A 20,740-nucleotide genomic window follows, 5' to 3' on the forward strand; every position below is an offset into this window, starting at 1 on the left:
ACCCCCCCGTCCGCTGCCCCACCCGACATGAACGAGATCGTCGGCAGCCACGACATCCTCCTCGTCACCCTCGACACGCTGCGCCACGACGTGGCGGCCGAGCTCGCCGCCGAGGGCCGCACACCCCACCTGGCCCGTCATCTGCCCGGCGGCGTCTGGGAGCGACGGCACGCGCCCGGCAGCTTCACCTACGCCGCCCACCAGGCCATCTTCGCCGGATTCCTGCCGACGCCGGCCACACCCGGGCCGCATCCCCGTCTCTTCGCCGCCCGGTTCGCGGGCAGCGAGACCACCGCCGACGGCACCTACGTCTTCCACGACGCGCCCGACCTGGTCTCGGCGCTCGCGCACGAGGGCTACCGGACCGTGTGCATCGGCGGCGTCGGCTTCTTCAACAAGCAGCCGCCGCTGGGCTCGGTGCTCCCCGGCCTGTTCCAGGAGAGCCACTGGGAGCCCTCCTTCGGCGTGGCCTCGCCGACCTCCTTCGAATCCCAGGTGGCCCGCGCCGAGGAGGTCGTCGCCGCGCTCCCCCGCGACCGCCGGCTCTTCCTCTTCGTCAACGTCTCCGCCCTGCACCAGCCCAACTGGTTCCACCGGCCGGGCGCGACCCTCGCCGACGGCGACACCCGGGAGACCCACGCCGCCGCCCTGGAGTACGTGGACCGCCACATCGGCAGGCTGTTCGCCGCGATGAGCAGCCGGCGCGACTGCTTCGCGATCGTCTGCTCCGACCACGGCACGGCATACGGCGAGGACGGCTTCACCGGCCACCGCCTGGGTCACGAGAGCGTGTGGACGGTGCCGTACGCGCAGTTCGAACTGACCGGCCCGGACCGGGACACGAAGGAGACGGCCGCATGAGCCCCGCGACCACGACCACGGCCACGGGCATCACCACGGCCACGGCCCGGAACGGCCCCGTGCCCTCGACCGGGAGCGCGGCCGGCCTCCCGCGCCCGTACCGGAGTTACGTCTACGCCTACCCGCACAAGACGGCGTACCGCCCGCTGGCCGACCGGCCCGCGCTCGCCGGGCTCTGGGCCGACGAGCCGAAGGACGCGCTGTCCCTCTACGCGCACATACCGTTCTGCGAGGTCCGCTGCGGCTTCTGCAACCTCTTCACCCGCATCGGCGCCCCTGACGGGCTGACCACCCGCTACCTCGACGCGCTGGACCGGCAGGCCGCGGCCGTACGGGAGGCGCTCGGCGACGACGGCCCGGTCCGCTTCGCCACCGCCGCCTTCGGCGGCGGCACGCCGACCTTCCTCACCGCCGCCGAGCTGTCCCGCCTCTGTGACATCGCCGAGCTGCGCATGGGAGCCGATCTGCGGGCGGTACCCCTGTCCGTGGAGACCTCGCCGGCCACGGCGACCGCCGACCGGCTCGCGGTGCTCGCCGAGCGGGGCGCGACCCGGCTGAGCATCGGCGTGCAGAGCTTCGTCGAGGCCGAGGCAAGGGCCGCGGTGCGCCCGCAGCGCCGCGCGGACGTCGAGGCCGCCCTCGGCCGCATCCGGGACACCGGCGTCCCGGTCCTCAACATCGACCTGATCTACGGCATCGGGGGCCAGACCGAGGAGTCCTGGCGCCGCTCGCTCGACGCCGCACTCGCCTGGCGTCCCGAGGAGCTGTACCTCTATCCGCTGTACGTGCGCCCGCTGACGGGTCTCGGCCGGGTCCAGGACCCGGCGGCGGCCGACCGGGAGTGGGACGAACAGCGGCTCCGCCTCTACCGGCACGGCCGCGACCACCTCCTCGCCCACGGCTACGAGCAGGTGTCGATGCGCATGTTCCGCCGGGCGGACGCGCCCGCGCTGGGTCCCGACGACCACGCCTGCCAGACGGACGGCATGATCGGGCTGGGCTGCGGCGCCCGCTCGTACACCTCGCGGCTGCACTACTCCTTCGACTACGCGGTGGAGATGCGCGAGATCCGCTCGATCATCGACGGCTACACGGAGACGGCCGACTTCTCCCGTGCGGAGGTGGGCCGCCGGGTCGACGCCGACGAGGCGCGCCGCCGTCATCTGCTGCAGTCGCTGCTCCAGGCCGAGGGCATGCCGGTGGACGGCTACGCGGCCCGGTTCGGCGGCTCGCCGTTCGCGGATTTCGGGGCCGAGCTGGCCCGGTTCGAGCAGTGGGGCTGGCTGGACACCGACGCCCCGGACGGGTTGCTGCGGCTGTCGCCGGAGGGACTGGCGTACTCGGACGGGCTCGGCCCGGAGCTGTTCTCGCCGGCGGTGCGGGCGGCGATGGCCGCGTACGAGGCGAAGTAGCGGGGCCGGGATGGATCTGACCCTGCTCTACCGGGGGCCGCTGGCCTCCTGCGACTACGACTGTCCGTACTGCCCGTTCGCGAAGCGCCGCGACAGCCGGGAGCAGCTGCGGGCCGACCGGGCGGCGCTGGAGCGCTTCGCCGCGTGGGCGGCCGGACGGACCGGGGACCGGCTGCGGATCCTGTTCACGCCCTGGGGAGAGGGACTGGTGCGGTCCTGGTACCGGCGGACGATGGTGGAACTGTCCCGGCTGCCGCACGTGGAGCGGGTGGCCATCCAGACCAATCTGAGCTGCCGTACGGAGTGGCTGGCGGAGGCCGACCTCGGCTCGCTGGCGCTGTGGTGCACCTACCACCCGGGCCAGACGCCGTACGAGCGGTTCCTCGGCAAGTGCCACGACCTCGCCGCGCGGGGCGTCCGCTTCAGCGTGGGCGTCGTCGGTCTGCCCGAGCACCGGGAGCACGCCCGGCGGCTGCGGGCGGAGCTGCCGGAGCAGGTGTACCTGTGGGTGAACGCGGCGGAGGGCCGTACGTACACGGACGAGGAGGCCGAGGACTGGACGGCCCTCGACCCCCTCTTCCCGTACAGCCGGCATCCGCACGCCTCGGCGGGGCTCCCCTGCCGCACCGGCGAGTCGGTCGTCTCGGTGGACGGCGACGGGACGGTGCGGCGCTGCCACTTCGTCCGCGCCGAGCTGGGCAACCTGTACGACGGCTCGTACCGCGCCGCGCTCCGCCCGCGCCCCTGTCCGCTCGCCGTCTGCGACTGCCACATCGGCTACGTGCACCTGGAGACGCTGCCGCTGTACGACGTGTTCGCCGGCGGCGTCCTGGAACGGATCCCGGCCCTGCCCTAGAGGGGGATGAGGTCGGGCCGCTTGGCCTCGACGTGGTCGCCGGAGCTCTCGCCGCGCAGTCGGCGCCCGATCCACGGCACCAGGTACTCCCTGGCCCAGTGGATGTCGTCCTTGCGGACCTCCAGGGTGCCGCGCGGCGGCCGCGGCGGCCACGGCTGCTCCGGGTCGGCGGGTACGGGCCTGCCGAGGACCTGGGCGGCGCGCAGCGCGACCCGGGTGTGGCCCTCGGGCGACAGGTGGAGCCGGTCCTCGTCCCAGGCGCGGCGGTCCTGGACGGACTTCAGCGACCACAGGTCGAGCACCGGGCAGCCGTACCGGTCGGCGATGGCGCGGACGTGCCCGTTGTACGTGGCGATCTTGCCCCTCAGGTGCTTGAGGAGGGGCACGTCGCGGGTGTCGAAGCCGGTGGTCACCATGACGGTGCCGACGGCGGAGGTGAGGTCGGCCACCGCGCGCTCGAAGCGCTCGGCGACGTCGTCGGGGTCGGTGCCGGGGCGGATGATGTCGTTTCCGCCCGCGCAGAAGGTCACGAGGTCCGGGGCGAGTTCCTTCGCCCGCGGGACCTGTTCCACGACGATCTGGTCGAGTAGGCGCCCCCGTACGGCGAGATTGGCGTACCGGAAGTCCTCGTGCTCCGGCAGTTCGTCGGCCAGCAGGACCGCGAACCGGTCCGCCCAGCCGACGAAGGTCCCGTCGGGCCCGGGGTCTCCGACGCCTTCGGTGAAGCTGTCACCGATCGCCGCGTACGACCCGAATGCGTTCTTGTCTGTTGATCTCGAATCGTCTGCCACGGGAGCACATCCTTCCCCTCGGGATGTGACCTACGCGACCGTAAGGAGGGGTTGACGGTGGGTGACATATGCCACCGATAAAGATTCCACCAAGCCGGAATACGCCGGAGGCCCGGCACTGGTGTGCCGGGCCTCCGGAGTGCCGCCGCCCGTGACGACGGGGTGCTGACGTGAGGTCAGATGCCCACGCCGTGCTGGCGGAGGTAGGCCAGCGGGTCGATGTCGGAGCCGTAGCCCGGGCCGGTGCGGATCTCGAAGTGGAGGTGCGGTCCGGTGGAGTTGCCGGTCGAACCGGAGAGACCGATCTGCTGGCCGCCGCTCACGGACTGGCCGGCGGAGACGGACAGCGAGGAGAGGTGGGCGTACTGGGAGTACGTGCCGTCGGCGTGCTGGATGACGACCTCGTTGCCGTAGGCGCCGCTCCAGCCGGCGGAGTGGACGGTGCCGGGGCCGACCGCGCGGACGGAGGTGCCGGAGGAGGCGATGAAGTCGACACCGGTGTGGTAGCCGGAGGACCACATCGAGCCGGAGGCCCGGTACGGGGTGGAGATGCCGCCGCCGACGGGGGCGACCCAGCCGGAGGAGCTGGCCGCGCCGGCCGACGAGGAGCCGGCGGACGAGGACGAGGAGGAGGCCGAGTCCGAGGAGGCGACGGCCGGGGCCGAGGCGCGCTCGCTGCCGCGGGAGGCGCGGGCGGGCGCGTCGTCACCGTTCTTGGCGGAGCTCTTGGGCGCGGCGGCCTTGGGCGCGGGCGTCGCCTTGGCGGTGTTCTTGGCGCCGAGGGTGAGCTTCATGCCGGGGAGGATCAGCGAGGGGTTCTCGCCGACGACCTGGCGGTTGTCGCGGTAGAGCTTCTGCCAGCCGCCGGCCAGGTGGTGCTCGGTGGCGATCTTCGACAGGTAGTCGCCGCGCACGACGGTGTACGTCTTCGCCTTGGCCGGGGCCTTGGCGGGGGTCGCGGCGGCCGGGGCAGCGGCGGCGACGGCCTGCTGCGGGGACGCGGGGGCGTTCTGCTCGGCGGCGTGAGCGCCGGTGGCACCGATCAGCGGGAGGGCGACGACGGCGCCTCCGGCGCCGGCGGCCACGAACCCGCGGGTGATCGGGTTGACCTTGGGACGGCGGTGCTTACCCTTCGCGGGCATGGCGAATTCCTCTCCGTCGCCTGCGAGGTGAGCTGTCGGGTTCGGACTGGAGATGTCCGGCCGCGTGGTCGCGCGGCTTCACCCCGAGCCGTCCTTTCGAGGGGTCGGCGTCATACCTGGGTCCCCCGCTCCTGCCGTGTACGGGTGGGTGCGGATTCCGGTCGGCGGCAGGATTAGGCGGTCCGTCCGGAGTGAGCGCGACGCTAGACGAGCGAGGACGACGGGAACAACCCAGGGGTTCCATGAATTCGATTGCCGTGTGAATTGCGGCCGGAATTCCGGTCACCCTCCGTGGATGACGGTCCCTCGATTTCCCTTTGCCCAAGGGAATTTGGGAAAGACGATCAGCCACGGTCCGTCACGGGTGAGACGCTGCTCACGCCCCGGCACCCATCTCCCCTACAACCAGGGCGCCTTATGTCCAATCAGTCAATTGGGACAGATCGCCCATTCCATCCCGATGGGGTGTGTGCGGAGCGTTCCAGCCATGATGATTGCCCCAGGAACCGATCTCGAGAGCAGGAGCAACCGTGACGCAAGCGACGACCGAGCCCGAACTCACCGGCGTACGCAACTTCCGCGACCTGGGCGGACTGCCGACCGTGGACGGCCTGTCCGTGCGTCCCGGGCGGCTCTTCCGCAGCGGCCACCTGGCGCACGCCACGACCGAGGACGCGCAGTTCCTCGCCACCCTGGACCTCCACACCGTCTTCGACTTCCGCAACGAGGCCGACCGGAACGTCGAGGGCCCGGACGTCGATCTTCCCGGCGTGCGGAACGTGAACATACCCCTGAGCGACCCGGCCGACGGCAAGGAGTTCTGGAAACTGGTCCGCAGCGGGGACGTGGCCCAGCTGCGCGAGCTGCTCGGCGAGGGCAAGGCCGCTGCCCGGATGTCCGATTCGTACCGGAAGATGATCGTCGGGAAGACCGCGGAGCACAGCCGGATCCTGCACGCCATGGCCGAGGACAGCGTCCCCGCCCTGATGCACTGCGCGGCCGGCAAGGACCGGGCCGGTCTGGCCATCGCGATCTCGCTGCTCGCGGTCGGCGTGGAGCGCGAGGCGATCGAGGAGGACTACCTGAAGTCCAACGCCCCGCACCGCCGCTACAAGGTGCAGCGCAGCTCCACCGCCCCGGACGCCATGTCGCCCGAGGTGATGGAGCTGCTGAGCCCGCTCTTCGATGCGCGGGTGGAGTACCTGCGGGCCGCCTTCGACGCCATCGGGGCGACCTGGGGCTCGGTCGACGCCTATCTGACGGAGGGGCTGCGGCTCGCCCCGGAGACCCGAGAGCGGCTGCGCGAGCGGCTGCTCACCGGCGCGTAGGCCCCTGAGGAGGTTCCCCTACTGGTTCTGCGCGCCCATGGCGAACAGCAGGTAGAGGAACGCGGCGAAGAGGTGGCCGGCGACCAGGTAGGCGAAGAGCCGGAGCACCAGGCCCTTCGGGAACTTGCCGCCACCGCGCTCCTCGCCGGTGACCGGTGCGGACTTCTCGGACATGTCGATCCTCTCGGGGGGGTCAGCGGCGGTGCGGAGTGCCGTCGCCGAGGCACAGTTCGGCGGCGGGGCTCTGCAGCAGCGTGTGGACGAACAGCAGCTCGGCGCCGCCGCGGGTGGCGGCGCCGATGCGGTGCGGGGTGAGCGAGTCGAAGTGCGCGCTGTCCCCGGGGTCGAGGACGTGCACCGTGTCGCCGAGCGCGAGCCTGACCCGGCCCTCGAGGACGTGGATCCACTCCTCGCCGGGGTGGACCCGCACGATGTCGGCGCTGGTGGCGTACGGCACGTGGACGCGCAGCGCCTGCATGGCGCGGCCCGCCGCTCCCGCGGGACGGTAGAGCCAGCCGTCGGCCTCGACGGCCTCGGCCTTCCCGCCCCGGACCACCGGGTCACGCTCGGGCGGGACCTCGCCGAGCAGCTCGGAGACCGTCGTACCGTAGATACGGGCGAGGGCCAGCAGCATCGGCAGCGAAGGCTGCCGGTTGCCCGTCTCCAGGCGCGACAGGTGCGCCGGGGAGAGGCCGGCCCGCTGGGCGGCGGCCTCCAGCGTGAGGCCGCGCCGACGGCGCAGTCCGCGCAGCTGGGGAGCGACGTCGGGCAGGACGTCGGCAACGGCGGGGACCGGGGCGGAACCCCCGGGGACGTGGTCCATGCGTCCATTCCGCCAGGATCTTTCCTCTGGGGCAAGTTTCTTGCCCCAGAGGCAAAACCCGTGGGCAGGATTCGGTCAGCGCTGCGCGACGGCCTGCTTGACCAGCGTCTTTCCGAAGTCCCACATCAGTCCGCCGCCGCCGTGCGCGTCGTCCATCACCGCGGTGAAGGCGGTCACGAAGCGGTCGACGTCCGCCTCGTCGACGACCAGCGGCGGGATCAGCTTGATCACCTCCAGATGGTCCCCTGACACCTGGGTCAGGATGTGGTGGCGCTGCAGCAGCGGCACCACGACCATCTGGGCGAAGAGTCCCTTGCGGGCCGCCTGGAGCATCGTCCAGCGGCTGCGCAGGCCCAGCGAGGAGGGCCGTCCGAACTCGATGCCGATCATCAGGCCGCGGCCGCGGATCTCCTTGAGGAGCTCGTAGCGCGGTACGAGCTCCCGCAGCCGGGTCGCGAGCAGGTCGCCGACCCGGCGGACGTGCGCCACCGTGCCCTCGGACTCCATCACCGACAGCACCGCGAGCCCGGCCGCCATGGCCTGGGCGTTCGAGCCGAAGCTGGCCGAGTGGACGAGCACCCGGTCCATCGACGAGTAGACCTTCTTGAAGATCCAGTCCTTGCCGAGGGTGGCGCCGACCGGCACGTAGCCGCCGGAGAGCGCCTTGGCGACGCAGACCAGGTCCGGCTCGACGCCGTCCTCGTGCTGGTAGGCGTAGAAGTCCCCGGTCCTGCCGAGGCCGGTCTGCACCTCGTCCGCGATCAGCAGGGCGCCGTGCCGGTGCAGGAGCTCCTGGGCGGCCCGCAGGAAGCCCGGCGGGGCCTCGTGGACGCCCTTGCCCTGGATCGGCTCGACGACGAAGCCCGCCACGTCGCCCTTGCGCAGCTCCCGCTCCAGCGCCTCCAGGTCGCCCAGCTCGATCGCCGTGTCGGGAAGGAGCGGACCGAAGCCGTCCCGGAAGCCGCTCTCTCCGTTGACGGAGAGGGAGCCCGTGGTCAGACCGTGGAAGGCGTGGGAGCAGTAGACGATCCTCGCCCGGCCCGTGGCGTACCGGGCGAACTTGAGCGCGGTCTCGACGGCCTCCGTGCCGCTGTTGCCGAAGAAGACCCGGTCGAGGTGCGGGCTGTGTGCGAGGAGCTTCTCGGCGAGGAGTCCGGGCAGCGGCTGGCAGTCGAAGCGGGTGAGGTCGGCGAGCTGCGCGTCGAGGACGTCGTGCAGCGCCTGCCGGACGACGGGGTGGTGCCGCCCCAGGCCCATGACGCCGAAGCCGGCGAGCATGTCGAGGTGGTCGTTGCCGTCGGCGTCCCAGAAGTGGGCGCCCTCGGCCCGCTCGTACACCTTGTCGAAGCCGATGGTGTGGAGCATCCGCGGGAGCTGGTGGTTGAGGTGGCGGGCGTGCAGCTCGTAGCGCTCGCCCCCGCGCTCGGCGAGCAGCGCCCGCAGGTCGAAACCGCCGGTGCCGGACCCGTCCGTCATGGCCGGCTCACCCGTTGTTCCCGGAGACGGTCTCGCGGACCGCGCGCAGCGACTCCTTGAGCGAGCCCATGGTGGCGAGGACGGCGGTGGGCTCGTAGCCGCAGTGCGCCATGCAGTTGGCGCAGCGCGGGTCCTTGCCGCGGCCGTACTTGTCCCAGTCCGTCTCCTCGATGAGCTCGCGGTACGTCGGGACGTAGCCGTCACTCATCAGATAGCAGGGGCGCTGCCACCCGAAGAGCGAGTAGTTCGGGATCGCCCACGCGGTGCACGGGAAATCGGCCTTTCCTTCGAGGAAGTCGAGGAAGAGCGGGGAGTGGTTGAGCCGCCAGCGCCGCCGGTTTCCGCCCGCGAACGCCTTCTTGAAGAGTTCCCTGGTCTGTTCCACGCCGAGGAAGTGCTCCTGGTCGGGAGCCTTCTCGTAGGCGTAGGCCGGCGAGATCATCATTTCGTCGACCTTGAGGTCGTCGTTGAGGAAGTTGAGGACCTCGATGATCGTCTGCGGGGTGTCGGTGTTGAAGAAGGTCGAATTGGTGGTGACCCGGAAGCCGCGCCGCTTGGCCTCCTTGATCGCCGCGACCGCCTCGTCGAACACGCCCTCCTTCGCCACCGATTCGTCGTGCCGTTCCCGCAGGCCGTCGATGTGCACGGCGAAGGCGAAATACGGCGAGGGCGTGAAATCGTCCAGCTTCTTGCGCAGCAGCATGGCGTTGGTGCACAGGAAGACGTACTTGCGCTTGGCCACCAGCTGGCGCACGATCTCGTCGATCTGAGGGTGCATCAACGGTTCGCCACCGGCGATGGAGACCATCGGCGCCCCGGACTCCAGGACCGCGCCGACGGCCTGGGCGACCGGCATCCGCTGCTTGAGGACGCCGGCCGGGTGCTGGATCTTGCCGCAGCCCTCGCACTTGAGGTTGCAGGCGAACAAGGGCTCGAGCTCGACGATCAACGGGAACTTGTCCCGCTTGCGGAGCTTCTGTTCGAAGAGGTAGGTCCCGACCCGGACGGACTGACGGAGCGGCATGGCCATAACTCGCTCACCTCCTGGGGAGCAGCAAAGAACGGTGCCATTCGGAGAATGCGGGAAGGACCGCACGGAGAACACGGAAGGCCGATATTCCCCCGCGCACCGTGCCGATCCGGACCAGTTCATGTTCTGGAGCGTCCACGACCACCCGGACGGCCGCAACCGGGCGCGGTCCGGCGGCCACGGCGGTGCTCAGCGTGGCGGCGGACTCCATGTCGACGGCGATCGCTCCGCCGGCGAGCAGCGCCGCCCGCTCGGGCCCGCGGACCACGTGGTCGGAGCCGGTCAGCGGGCCGGTGTGGACGGTACGCCCGGGCAGCGCCCGGACGAGCGCCTTCACCAGGAGCCCGGTGCCGTCGCAGGGGATGGTGCCGTCGGGGCCGCGGGTCTCCTCCGCGACGATCAGGTCGCCGGGGTGCATCCCGGGCGCGAGTCCCGCGCAGAATCCGGAGGCGATGACGGCGGCGTCCCGCCAGGGCTCGCGGCCGAGGGCGCGGGAGACCGCCCGGCGCGCGTGCGCCGGGCCCATCCCGGTCCGCACCACGGTCACGGGCGCGGGCGCGGCGCCTCGGTCGCCGCTGCGCAGCGCCAGCTTCTCGATGCCGAGCGCGCAGGCGACGAGCAGCGGCGGTACGGCGGCCCCGGCGGCCGGCTCCCTGTCCATCAGCGGCCCTCCCGGCCGTGCAGGACGGGCTCGCCGTTCACGTAGCGGCCGAGCGCGGTGAGCGGGAAGACCTGGCGGTAGAGGTGGTAGTTGATGGAGAAGTCCCAGGGGAAGCCGGTCCCGGTGAAGTACGGCTCGTCCCAGGAGCCGTCCTCCCGTTGCGTCCGCACCAGCCAGGCGACGCCGCGCCGGACCGCCTCGGACTCCCGCTCGCCGGCGGCGAGCAGGGCGATCAGCGCCCAGGCGGTCTGGGAGGCGGTGGAGGCGCCGTGGCCGATCCACTGCGGCTCCGTGTAGGAGCGCAGGTCCTCGCCCCAGCCGCCGTCCTCGTTCTGTACGGACTCCAGCCAGCCGACGGCCCGGCGGATCGCCGGGTGGCTGCGCGGGATCCCGGCGGCGGTGAGTGCCGGGACCACCGAGCCGGTGCCGTAGACGTAGTTGACGCCCCAGCGGCCGAACCAGGCTCCGCCGGGCTCCTGTGCGGCGAGCAGCCAGTCGACGCCCCGGCGGGTGCGCGGGTGGTCGGCCCGGCCCTCGTGGGCCAGCATCTCCACGACGTGGGCGGTGACGTCGGCCGAGGGCGGGTCGATGACCTCGCCGAAGTCGCAGAACGGCAGCCGGTTGGGGAAGGGGCTGGTGTTGTCGGCGTCGAAGGCGCCCCAGGCGCCGTTCTTCGACTGCATGCCCACGGTCCAGCGGCCGCCGCGGGCGACGGCCGCTTCCACCCGGGCCGGGTCGGGGTGCCTGACCCGGCGCAGCGCGAGGATCACCTCGGCGGTGTCGTCGATGTCCGGGTAGTTGTCGTTGTGGAACTCGAACGCCCATCCGCCCGGCGGGAGCTGGGGCCTGCGGACGGCCCAGTCGCCCTTGCGGACGACCTCCTCGCCGAGCATCCAGTCGGCCGCCTTCACGAGTGCCGGGTGGTCGGGCCGTACGCCGGCGTCGGCGAGCGCGATGGTGGCGAGGCAGGTGTCCCAGACCGGGGACTGGCAGGCCTCGATCATGCGGGCGCCGTCCTCGCGCCACACGGCGAAGCGGTCGAGGGACTCCAGGCCGGCCCGCATCACGGGGTGCTGGAGGTCGTAGCCGAGGAGGTGGAGGGCGATGACCGAGTAGACGGCGGGCGGCTGGATGCCGCCCCAGCAGCCGTCGTTCTCCTGCCGCTCGACGATCCAGCGGGCGGCGACGTTCATGGCCGCCTTGCGGAGCCGGCGCGGCGCGACCTTGCGGTAGAGGTGCAGTCCCTTGTCGACGCGCTGGAAGAAGCCGTCCCAACTAACCGCGGGAGCCAGGGTTCTGCCCGGGTTCGGGCGGGCCGGGTCGGTGTGCAGCTCGTCCAGCGCGAAGGGGGCCGGGCGCACCGGCCGCTTGGCGGAGACCACGGTGAGCGGCACGATCGTCTGCCGGGCCCAGCAGCCGAAGTCGTAGATGTTGAGCGGGAACCAGCTCGGCAGGAACACCAGCTCGGGCGGCAGCTCGGGCAGGTCCTCCCAGCGCCACCAGCCGAAGAGGGCGAGCCAGATCCGGGTGAAGACGCGGGCCTCGGCGATGCCGCCCCGGGCGCGGACCCAGGCGGAGGCGCGGGCCATGTGCGGGGCGTCGGGTGCGTCTCCGGCGAGCCGCAGGGCCACGTAGGCCTCGATGGTCGCGGAGAGTTCGCCGGGCCCGCCGTAGAAGGTGGTCCAGGCGCCGTCCTCGCGCTGTTCGCCGCGGATGAAGAGGGCGGCGGCACGGGTGGTGTCCGGGTCGAGGATCCCCAGGAACTGCCGGAGCAGCAGGTCCTCGGCGTCCATGGTGACGTTGGTCTCCAGGTCGCCCTTCCACCAGCCCTCGGCGTCCTGGCGGCCGAGGAGGTGGGCGACGGACCGTTCCGCCGCTTCGGCGGCGGCCTCGTCGAGGTCCCCTGGAGTGATGGTGGTCGTTTCGCTGGCCGCGGCTGCCCGGGGACCCACGGCCCCGGCGCTCCCGTCGGTCGTCGCTGTCATGGCTTCCCCTTCGTGCAGGCGGTGTACTTCTGCGTACGTTCTGCTTCTTCGGGTCTGCCGTCGTCCGGTGCCGGGCGGCACCGGACGGCGACTGCGAACTCATATCAGAGCGATGGTGATCATCTCTTCCGTACGACGACGAAATCGGCCAGAGCAGTGAGCTGTTCCCGGACATGGGCCGGCAGGTCCACGTCGTGCAGGGCACGGATGGCGATGGCGTGCTGGCGGCGGGCCTCCTGGGAGGTCCACTCCCGGCCGCCGGCCTCCTCGATGAGGGCGGCGCGGGTGGCGAACTCCTCCTCCGAGAAGGAGTCGAAGTCGGTGCTCTTGGCGTCGGCGGCGAGCAGCCGGCCGAGTCGCTCGGAGGCCGGGCCGCCGGCCGCGAGCGCGGCGACGACCGGCAGCGACTTCTTGCGCTGGCGCAGGTCGGACCACGTCTGCTTGCCGGTGGCCTCCGGGTCGCCCCAGATGCCGAGGAGGTCGTCGACGGCCTGGAAGGCGAGGCCCAGGTGGTAGCCGTACTCCTCCAGCTTGTCGGCGGTGCGGTCGTCGGCGCCGCCGAGCACGGCGCCGATGGAGACGGCGCAGGCGAGGAGGGCGCCGGTCTTGTTGCCCTCCATCTCCAGGCACTCCTCGACGGTGACCCGCTCGCGGTGCTCGTAGCTGATGTCCTGCGCCTGCCCGTCGATGAGCTTGCGGGTGGCCGTGGTCAGCCGGCGGGTGGCCCGGCCGGCCTCGACGGTGCCGAGTTCGAGGAGCAGCTCGTTCGCCAGGGCGAACAGGGCGTCGCCGACCAGGATGGCCTGGGCGGGGCCGTGCACCTTCCACACCGTGTCGCGGTGGCGGCGCTGCTCGTCGCCGTCCATCAGGTCGTCGTGGAGCAGCGAGAAGTTGTGCACGAGCTCCACGGCGACGGCGCCGGGGATGCCGACCTCGGGCGCGGCGCCCGCCGCCTCGGCGGAGATCAGGGCGAGCGCGGGCCGGACGGCCTTGCCGCTGTCGCCCTCGGTCGGGTTGCCGTGGGCGTCGATCCAGCCGAAGTGGTAGGCGGCCACGGTGTCCATGGGCGGCGCGAGGCGGTCGACGGCCGCCCGCATGACGGGCGTGGACAGGGCGCGGCCCCGCTCCAGCAGCGCGGCGACGTCCGCGGTGTCGACGGCCGGATTCCCCGGCGGCGCAGTCGGCACGGTCTCTCCTCTAGTTCCGGTACTCACACTCATGCCGCCTCCTGTAGCGGATGGTCGTAGTGGCGGCCGAGGGCGGAGAGTGCGGCGCCCGCGGCGCTGAAGCCGCTGCGGACGGCACCCTCCATGGTCGCGGGCCAGCCGGTGGCGGTCCACGCGCCGGCCAGGTACAGGCCGGGCGCGTGGGTGCGGGCGCCGGGGCGGAGCCGGCCGACGCCAGGGGTCGGGGCGAACGTGGCGGTCCGCTCGCGGGTGACGAAGAAGTCCCGGATCCCGGCGCCCCGGGCGGCGGGCAGCAGCCGCTCCAGCTCCGGGAGGTAGCGCTCGCGGAGCGCGGCGACGGGCTCGTCGATCTCGTCCTGGGCGGCGGACTGGGAGACGGCGAGGTACTGCCCGCCCCCGGTGAGCCCGGAGGACTCGGTGCGGTCGAAGACCCACTGGACCGGGGAGCCGAGAGCGGTGAAGAAGGGCTGCCGCAGCACCTTCCGGTCGTAGACGACGTGCAGGTTGAGGATGGGGGCGGTGCCGATGTCGAGGAGCCGGTCGGGATCGTCGAGGGCGCCGTCGGGCAGGAGCGCGCGGGCCTCGCGCTGCGGCACGGCGAGGACGACGACGTCGGCCTCCAGGGTCTCGCCCGGCACCTGCACGGTCCAGCGCCCGTCGTCGCCGCGGCTGATCCGCTCGGCCTTGGTGCGCAGCTCGGTGCGGACTCCGAGCGAGTCCAGGGCCTTGCGGGCGCGGGTGTCGTGGAGCTCGCCGAGCGGGACGTGCGCCCAGCCGATGTCCGCGGCACCGGGCTCGGAGAGCAGTCCGGTCTTGAAGACCATGGCCGCCAGGCCCATGGAGGCGTGCGGGGCGACGGCGTTGAGGGTGGCGACCCCGACGAGGTCCCAGAGGGCCTCGACGGCCCGCGCGGACTGGCCGTGCCGGCCGAGCCAGGTCGCGAAGTCGATGCCGTCGAGGGCCGGGTCGGCGGGGTCGAGCCTCTTCAGGGCGAGCGCGGCGCGGCCGACGCTCGCCCGCTCGGCGAGCGACAGGTGCGGATAGGTCGCGAGGCTGGCGGCGAGGTGCAGCGGTACGGGCAGGGCGGTGCGCCGCAGCCGCCCGAGCCGCGGTCCGCCGGGGTGCGCGACGTCGAGGACGGGCACGTCGAGCCGCGGCTGTACGGGCGCGAGGCGGGCGCCGTCGATCCGCTCCAGGAACCACCGGTAGGCGGTGCAGCACCGGAGGTAGACGTGCTGCCCGTTGTCGACCGTCAGATCGCCGCGCCGGAACGAGAACGCGAGCCCGCCGAGCCGGGGCCGGCCTTCGAGCAGCGTCACCCGCACACCGCTCTCGGCGAGCTGCAGCGCGCTGGTGACCCCGGCGAGCCCACCGCCCACGACGACGGCGTGCGCGCGCGGACCACCGTGTCCGGTCACGGACCGGCCATCCGCCACCCGGATGTCATCGGCGGTCATCCGGCCTCCTTCGCAGCCTCACGGTCGGGGACGCGCAACCGGCACCCCGGGTTGTCCCGGCGCCCGGGGCGGCACACGACGACGCCCGGACCCCGCGGGTCCCACCGGCACGTACGGACGTCACGCGGGCCTCCTGACCGAGCGACGGGAGATGTGACGGGCGTCGAGCCCGGACAGCCCGCGGACGGCGACGTAGGCCTTCTCGTGCCCGGGCAGCGAGACCCGGCCGCGCAGCACGGCCTCCGGGTCGCGCTCGATCCGGTCGAGGAGGCGCCGGTAGATGCCGGCCATGGCGGCCACGCAAGCGCCGCTGCGCCGGTCGAGCATGGGCAGCAGCCGGTAGCCCTCGGCGAACAGGGCGCGGGCACGCCGTACCTCGAAGTGCACGAGCCCCGCGAAGTCGGCGCCCGCCGCCGGGGAGTCCGAGGCGAAGCCGTCGGAGCAGCCGAACTTGGCCAGGTCGTCGCCCGGGAGGTAGGTGCGGCCGTTCCCGGCGTCCTCGCGGACGTCGCGCAGGATGTTGGTGAGCTGGAGGGCCAGGCCGAGGGTGTCGGCGTACTCGCCCGCGCGGTCGGCGCCGACGGCGCCGGGCTGGGTGCCGAAGACGCCGAGCGAGAGCCGGCCGATGGCTCCGGCCACGCAGCGGCAGTAGACCTTGAGGTCGTCCCAGGTCTCGTAGGTCTCGCCGCGCACGTCCATCAGGACGCCGTCGATGAGCTCGTCGAGCCCGCCGAGCGGGATCGGGAAGCGGCGGGCGGCGTCGGCGAGGGCGACGGCCACCGGATCGGTGTCGTCCTCCTCGACCTCGCCGGCACGGATGCGGGCGAGGATCGCGCGGGTGGCCTCCAGCCGGTCCTTCTTCTCGCCGGCAGCGAGCGGCCCGTCGCCGATGTCGTCGACGCGCCGCGAGAAGGCGTAGAGCGCCGACATGGCATGCCGCTTCTCGGTCGGCAGCAACCGGATCCCGTACGCGAAGTTGCGGGCCTGCTGTCCGGTCACGGCCTCGCAGTAGCTGTACGCGGCCTGGACCGGCGCGGACGGCTGCGACTGTCCCTCCACTGGGCGGCTCACCCCTCTCTCCGCGCCGCCAGCAGGACGGAGCCCGCCCGGCGCATCAGACTCGGTCGGTCGGCCTTGGGCGGCCCGGGCAGGACGTCGAAGCCCGCGGCGGCGACCGCGTCGAGCGCCGCGTACCCGCCGGCGGTGAAGCCGGCGAGCAGCAGCCGAAGCCGCCCGCGGACGCTGCCGACGAGCGGGGCGCCGTCGTCGAGCAGGGCGCGGGCCCGCTCGGCCTCGAAGGCGATCAGGGCACGCACCGAGGCTCCGGCGGTGGACCGGGCCAGGTCGTCCTCGGTCACGTGGAAGCGCTTCAGGTCCTCGGCGGGCAGGTAGATCCGGTCGCGCGCCAGGTCCTCGGCCACGTCCTGGAGGTGCTCGACGATCTGGAGCGCGGTGCAGATCGCGTCGGAGCGGCGGATCCGTTCCGGCGTCGCGGTGCCGGTGATGCCGAGGACGAGCCGGCCCACGGGGTTGGCGGAGAGCTCGCAGTACGCGACCAGGTCGTCGTAGGTCTCGTAGCGGCGGACCAGCTGGTCCTGGCGGTTGGCGGCGACGAGTCCGAGGAACGGCTCCGGGGCGAGCCGGCACCGCTCGACGGTGGGGACGAGGGCGCGCAGCAGCGGATGCCGGGGCGGGCCGTCGGCGGGCTCGAAGACGCGCATGAGGTCGGTCTCGAAGGCGTCGAGCATCGCGAGGCGGTCGTCGGCGCGCCCGGCCGGGACGCCGAGGTGGCGGGCGTCCGCGCCGCCGGGCGCGAGGTCGCCGTCCCCGATGTCGTCGACGAGCCGGGCGAAGCCGTAGACGGCCATGAGGTCGTCGCGCCAGGCGCGCGGCAGGAAGAAGGGGGCCACGGGGAAGTTCTCGTCCGCGGCCTTGCCGAGTGTGCTGCGCGAGGAGGCGTCGGGGCGCACCTGCCGGGTTCCCGTCACCGGCCGCTGCCCGACGCGGGGACGGCGACACCCTCGTGGAGCTGGAGATTCTGCGTCATGGCCGTCACATCTCCCGTTCTACACCGCGGATCCAATCCATCCTATTTCGGACACGCCGCCGAGCCCTGCCCGTGGCTCTCCGCCCCGTGCCGGGGCGCCGAGGGGTATCGCCCCACTTGCCGCGAAACAGACCGGTACAGCTTACGTTGTACGAGGTATCGTGCCGCGCCGGGGGCCCGGGCGCCTGTCGACAACACCGGCGGGTCCGTCAACCTTCCCGGCGAGAGCGGAAGTTCACACTTCCTTGACGTTTCTTTCGAATCGCCGTCCGTCAGGGGACGCGGGTGCCCGAGACCACCATCGCGAGGGTGGAGTCGACCACGTCGTCCCGGCGCTGGGCCGGCAGCCGGCGCAGCGGCCCTTCGAGGAGCAGCAGGGACAGTCCGTGCACGGCGGACCACGCGGCCGCGTCGGCGGCGGGCCGGGAGGCGCGCGGCGGCCGGGCGGTCGCGGCGAGGGCCGTAAGCGCGTCGGTGAGCAGGGTGAAGGCGCGCACCTCGCCCGCGCCACCCTCGGGGCCGGCGTCCGGGTCCCCGGCGGTACGCGGCGCGCCGAAGGCGGACCGGTAGAGGCCGGGCTGCTCGACGGCGAAGGCCACGTAACCGCGGCAGAGGGCGGCGAGCCGGGCCTCGGCGGCGAGCGCCTGGTCGTCGGCTCCGGGGACGCGGGCGGCGGCCCGCTCCATGGAGTCGGCGAGGGCCCGCCTGGCGTGGTCACGGACGGCGGCGAGGAGTTCGCCGCGGCCCTCGAAGTGCCGGTAGGCGGCGGTGGGCGAGACGCCGACCCGGCGGGCGGCCTCGCGCAGCACGACGCGCTCGGGACCCCCTTCGGTGGCGAGATCGACGGCCGCGCAGATGAGGGCGTTGCGCAGGTCGCCGTGGTGGTAGGTCTTGCCTCCCGAGATCGCTGCCATGCGCTCATCCTGCCCGATGTTGACCGCATGAACATTCCGGGCGGGTGCTCGACGCGCGAAAACCGGACGTCTGTGAACACGAAACCGCCCCCACCGATCGGATCGGCGGGGGCGGTGCGCGGTGGTGCGGCTACTTGCCGGTCTCGCGCTCGTAGGCGGCGATGACCTCGTCGGTCGGGCCGTCCATGAGCAGCTCGCCCTTCTCCAGCCAGAGCACGCGGTCGCAGGTGTCGCGGATCGACTTGTTGCTGTGGCTGACCAGGAAGACCGTGCCGGCCTCCTTGCGCAGCTCGCGGATCCGCGCCTCGGAGCGGATCTGGAACTTGCGGTCACCGGTGGCCAGCGCCTCGTCGATCATGAGGACGTCGTGCTGCTTGGCGGCGGCGATGGCGAAGCGGAGCCGGGCGCCCATGCCGGACGAGTACGTCCGCATCGGCAGCGAGATGAAGTCGCCCTTCTCGTTGATGCCGGAGAAGTCGACGATGTCCTGATAACGGCTCTTGATCTCCTCGCGGCCCATGCCCATGGCGAGACCGCCGAGGATCACGTTGCGCTCACCGGTGAGGTCGCTCATGAGCGCCGCGTTGACGCCGAGCAGCGAGGGCTGGCCGTCGGTGTAGACCTTGCCGCTCTCGGTGGGCAGCAGGCCCGCGATGGCCCGCAGCAGGGTCGACTTGCCGGACCCGTTGGTGCCGATGAGGCCGATGGCCTCGCCGCGGTAGGCGGTGAAGGACACGCCGCGGACGGCGTGCACCTTGCGCACCCCGCGGTCGGACTGGCCCTTGCGGCGCCGGATGATGCGGCTGAGCGCGGCGGTGGCGCTGCCCTTGCCGCCGCCACCGCCGTTGACCCGGTACACGATGTGGACGTTGTCCGCGATGACGGTGGGCACCCGGCCCTCGTTGGTGTCAGCCACGGCCGTACCTCTCCTCGGCCTTCCAGAAGTAGACGAAGCCGCCCACGCCGATCACCACGGACCAGGCGAGGGTGACGAGCCAGACGTGCGGCGGGAGGTTGGAGCCGCCGTAGCCGTCGATCAGCGCGAACCGGATCAGGTCCATGTGGAGCGCCGCCGGGTTGTACTGGAGCATGTCGGCGATCCAGGCCGGCTTGTCCTCCAGCATCACGGGGATCGAGAACATGACGCCGGACGCGTACATCCAGGTGCGCATGATGAACGGCATCAGCTGCGCGAGGTCCGGGGTCTTGGCGCCCATGCGCGCCACGATCAAGGCGAGGCCCGCGTTGAACACGAACTGCAGGACCAGCGCCGGGAGGACCAGCAGCCAGCTCGCCGACGGGTAGCTGCCGAAGGCCACCGCGATGGCGATGAGCACGAGCATCGAGAACATCAGCTGCTGGAGCTGCTGGAGCGCGAAGGAGATGGGCAGCGAGGCGCGCGGGAAGTGCAGCGCCCGCACCAGGCCGAGGTTGCCCGAGATCGCGCGCACGCCGGCCATCACCGAGCTCTGGGTGAAGGTGAACACGAACACACCGGTCACCAGGAACGGGACGTACACCGACCGCGACATGCCCCGGTCCGCTTCGAGGATCAGACCGAAGATCAGGAAGTAGACCAGCGCGTTCAGCAGCGGCGTCACCACCTGCCACAGCTGGCCGAGCTTCGCCTGGCTGTACTGGGCGGTGAGTTTCGCCTGGGAGAAGGCCAGGATGAAGTGCCGCCGGCCCCACAGCTGCCGGATGTACTCCACGAGACCCGGCCGGGCGCCGCTGACGGCGAGCCCGTACTTGGCCGCCAGCTCGGCCGGGCTCAGGCCGTCGTCGGCGGACGGTCGGGCGCTCGTCACGACCCCACCGTCCTGGGATGTGTCACTCACAGTCGAAACTTTCGTGTTCGGGATGCGCGGCAAGTCGGGTACCCACGATGTCAGACGACGGGCGGGCGTCCCAGTCGGGTCAGCCGCCACACCGTACGCCACCTCATCGGCTGCCGCGGACCGCACGGAGTCCGCCAGCCGGCCCGGAAACCGCCGAACCACGCCTGGAGGGCGGATGCGGAGGGACGCCGCGCCAGCGTGAGCAGCAGCCAGACGCCGAGATAGACCGGCACCAGGGGTGCGGGAAGATTGCGGCGCGCCAGCCACACCCGGTTGCGGGCCACGTTGAAGTGGTACGTCGCGTGACGGGAAGGCGGGGTGGTGGGGTGCAGCAGCACCATGTCGGAACGGTAATCGATCATCCAGTCGGCGTCGAGGGCCCGCCAGGCGAGATCGGTTTCCTCGTGCGCGTAGAAGAACTCGTCCGGCAGCCCGCCGACCTCCGCGAACACCTTGGTGCGCACCGCGTTGGCGCCGCCCAGGAAGGTGGTCACCCGCGAGGAGCGCATCGGGTCCGAGGCGCGCAGCCGCGGCACGTGCCGGCGCTGGGTGAGCCCGGTCTCCGGGTCCGCGATCCGGAAGCTGATGATGCCGAGCCGGGGGTCGGCGGTGAAGGCCTGGCGGATCAGCTCCGCGGTGTCGGTGTTCGCGAGCAGGCCGTCGTCGTCGAGGAAGAGCAGCGCGTCGACGTCGGTGCCGCCGGGTCCGAAGGCCTCGATGCCGATGTTGCGCCCCGCCGGGATGCCGACGTTCTCCGGCAGGCTCACCGTGCGGACGCCCTCGGGCAGCCCGGTGATCTCCACGCCCTGGCCGACGACGACCACCTCGACCGGGTCGCCGTCCTGCCGGGCGACCGAGTCGAGCAGCGCGCGCAGGTCGTCGGGGCGGTTGCCCATGGTGATGACGACCGCGCCCAGTCTCATCGGCCGGGT

20 protein-coding genes and 1 riboswitch are annotated in these 20,740 nt (G+C 72.4%); of the genes, 4 read left to right on the forward strand and 16 right to left on the reverse strand.

What is annotated here, in order from left to right:
• The first annotated feature begins 27 nt into the window (after positions 1-27).
• From ACFY8W_RS06165 to ACFY8W_RS06175, 3 genes are read left to right on the forward strand one after another with little or no spacing between them, the layout of a single operon-like run.
• Entirely contained in the window at positions 28-861 is an 834-nt protein-coding gene (locus tag ACFY8W_RS06165) for an STM4013/SEN3800 family hydrolase (RefSeq protein WP_391100827.1), read from the forward strand.
• Positions 858-2,273 (forward strand): STM4012 family radical SAM protein, encoded by a 1,416-nt coding sequence (locus tag ACFY8W_RS06170; protein ID WP_391100829.1) that lies wholly within the window; start codon positions 858-860, stop codon positions 2,271-2,273. Before ACFY8W_RS06165 ends, ACFY8W_RS06170 begins: the two co-directional genes overlap by 4 nt.
• Before the next feature lie 10 nt (positions 2,274-2,283).
• Positions 2,284-3,129 carry an STM4011 family radical SAM protein gene (locus ACFY8W_RS06175; RefSeq protein ID WP_391100831.1) on the forward strand — a complete coding sequence of 282 codons (846 nt, stop codon included), beginning with the start codon at positions 2,284-2,286 and terminating at the stop codon, positions 3,127-3,129.
• On the opposite strand, the gene ACFY8W_RS06180 is transcribed toward ACFY8W_RS06175, so the two are convergent.
• Together ACFY8W_RS06180 and ACFY8W_RS06185 are read right to left on the reverse strand one after the other, a co-directional pair.
• Complete coding sequence (locus ACFY8W_RS06180) at positions 3,126-3,920, reverse strand: GDSL-type esterase/lipase family protein (protein WP_391100834.1); 795 nt, start codon at positions 3,918-3,920, stop codon at positions 3,126-3,128. The two genes, ACFY8W_RS06175 and ACFY8W_RS06180, sit on opposite strands and share 4 nt — an antisense overlap.
• Positions 3,921-4,096: 176 nt before the next feature.
• Positions 4,097-5,062 (reverse strand): peptidoglycan DD-metalloendopeptidase family protein, encoded by a 966-nt coding sequence (locus ACFY8W_RS06185; protein ID WP_391100837.1) that lies wholly within the window; start codon positions 5,060-5,062, stop codon positions 4,097-4,099.
• Between the two features lie 4 nt (positions 5,063-5,066).
• A riboswitch (cyclic di-AMP (ydaO/yuaA leader) is annotated at positions 5,067-5,219 on the reverse strand.
• Positions 5,220-5,592: 373 nt separating this feature from the next.
• Between ACFY8W_RS06185 and ACFY8W_RS06190 the strand changes: the two genes are divergently transcribed.
• A complete protein-coding gene (locus tag ACFY8W_RS06190) occupies positions 5,593-6,390 on the forward strand; it encodes a tyrosine-protein phosphatase (protein ID WP_391100840.1) in 798 nt (265 codons plus the stop codon).
• 18 nt (positions 6,391-6,408) lie between these two features.
• On the opposite strand, the gene ACFY8W_RS06195 is transcribed toward ACFY8W_RS06190, so the two are convergent.
• The 14 genes from ACFY8W_RS06195 to ACFY8W_RS06260 all read right to left on the reverse strand — a co-directional run bounded on the left by ACFY8W_RS06195 (position 6,409) and on the right by ACFY8W_RS06260 (position 20,731).
• Positions 6,409-6,564, reverse strand: coding sequence for a DUF6126 family protein (locus tag ACFY8W_RS06195; protein WP_391100843.1), 156 nt, complete (start codon positions 6,562-6,564; stop codon positions 6,409-6,411).
• Between the two features lie 19 nt (positions 6,565-6,583).
• A complete protein-coding gene (locus ACFY8W_RS06200) occupies positions 6,584-7,213 on the reverse strand; it encodes a helix-turn-helix domain-containing protein (RefSeq protein WP_391100848.1) in 630 nt (209 codons plus the stop codon).
• A gap of 75 nt (positions 7,214-7,288) precedes the next feature.
• Positions 7,289-8,689: an aminotransferase class III-fold pyridoxal phosphate-dependent enzyme gene (locus ACFY8W_RS06205; RefSeq protein ID WP_391100850.1), complete on the reverse strand. Its 1,401-nt coding sequence runs from the start codon at positions 8,687-8,689 to the stop codon at positions 7,289-7,291.
• Between the two features lie 7 nt (positions 8,690-8,696).
• Positions 8,697-9,719 (reverse strand): adenosyl-hopene transferase HpnH, encoded by a 1,023-nt coding sequence (hpnH, locus tag ACFY8W_RS06210; protein WP_391100853.1) that lies wholly within the window; start codon positions 9,717-9,719, stop codon positions 8,697-8,699.
• A 7-nt stretch (positions 9,720-9,726) separates the two neighbouring features.
• The gene (locus ACFY8W_RS06215; RefSeq protein WP_391100854.1) at positions 9,727-10,380 is read right to left on the reverse strand and encodes a 1-hydroxy-2-methyl-2-butenyl 4-diphosphate reductase; all 654 of its coding nucleotides are present in this window, start codon (positions 10,378-10,380) and stop codon (positions 9,727-9,729) included.
• A complete protein-coding gene (gene shc / locus ACFY8W_RS06220) occupies positions 10,380-12,365 on the reverse strand; it encodes a squalene--hopene cyclase (RefSeq protein WP_391100857.1) in 1,986 nt (661 codons plus the stop codon). Before shc ends, ACFY8W_RS06215 begins: the two co-directional genes overlap by 1 nt.
• 119 nt (positions 12,366-12,484) lie before the next feature.
• Positions 12,485-13,585: a polyprenyl synthetase family protein gene (locus ACFY8W_RS06225; RefSeq protein WP_391100859.1), complete on the reverse strand. Its 1,101-nt coding sequence runs from the start codon at positions 13,583-13,585 to the stop codon at positions 12,485-12,487.
• Positions 13,582-15,009, reverse strand: coding sequence for a hydroxysqualene dehydroxylase HpnE (gene hpnE, locus ACFY8W_RS06230; protein ID WP_391100862.1), 1,428 nt, complete (start codon positions 15,007-15,009; stop codon positions 13,582-13,584). The genes ACFY8W_RS06225 and hpnE overlap by 4 nt, the downstream gene beginning before the upstream one ends.
• Positions 15,010-15,129: 120 nt before the next feature.
• A complete protein-coding gene (gene hpnD / locus ACFY8W_RS06235) occupies positions 15,130-16,080 on the reverse strand; it encodes a presqualene diphosphate synthase HpnD (RefSeq protein WP_391100864.1) in 951 nt (316 codons plus the stop codon).
• Complete coding sequence (hpnC, locus tag ACFY8W_RS06240; protein ID WP_391100866.1) at positions 16,077-16,997, reverse strand: squalene synthase HpnC; 921 nt, start codon at positions 16,995-16,997, stop codon at positions 16,077-16,079. Before hpnC ends, hpnD begins: the two co-directional genes overlap by 4 nt.
• A 331-nt stretch (positions 16,998-17,328) precedes the next feature.
• Positions 17,329-17,970 (reverse strand): WHG domain-containing protein, encoded by a 642-nt coding sequence (locus ACFY8W_RS06245; RefSeq protein ID WP_391100868.1) that lies wholly within the window; start codon positions 17,968-17,970, stop codon positions 17,329-17,331.
• A 130-nt stretch (positions 17,971-18,100) separates the two neighbouring features.
• Positions 18,101-18,886, reverse strand: coding sequence for an ATP-binding cassette domain-containing protein (locus tag ACFY8W_RS06250; protein WP_391100870.1), 786 nt, complete (start codon positions 18,884-18,886; stop codon positions 18,101-18,103).
• Entirely contained in the window at positions 18,879-19,808 is a 930-nt protein-coding gene (locus tag ACFY8W_RS06255; protein ID WP_391100872.1) for an ABC transporter permease, read from the reverse strand. The genes ACFY8W_RS06250 and ACFY8W_RS06255 overlap by 8 nt, the downstream gene beginning before the upstream one ends.
• Positions 19,809-19,858: 50 nt before the next feature.
• Positions 19,859-20,731 carry a glycosyltransferase gene (locus ACFY8W_RS06260; RefSeq protein WP_391100874.1) on the reverse strand — a complete coding sequence of 291 codons (873 nt, stop codon included), beginning with the start codon at positions 20,729-20,731 and terminating at the stop codon, positions 19,859-19,861.
• Positions 20,732-20,740 lie beyond the last annotated feature (9 nt).

Origin of the sequence: Streptomyces sp. NPDC012637, assembly GCF_042954805.1 — a bacterium.
Taxonomy (GTDB): domain Bacteria; phylum Actinomycetota; class Actinomycetes; order Streptomycetales; family Streptomycetaceae; genus Streptomyces.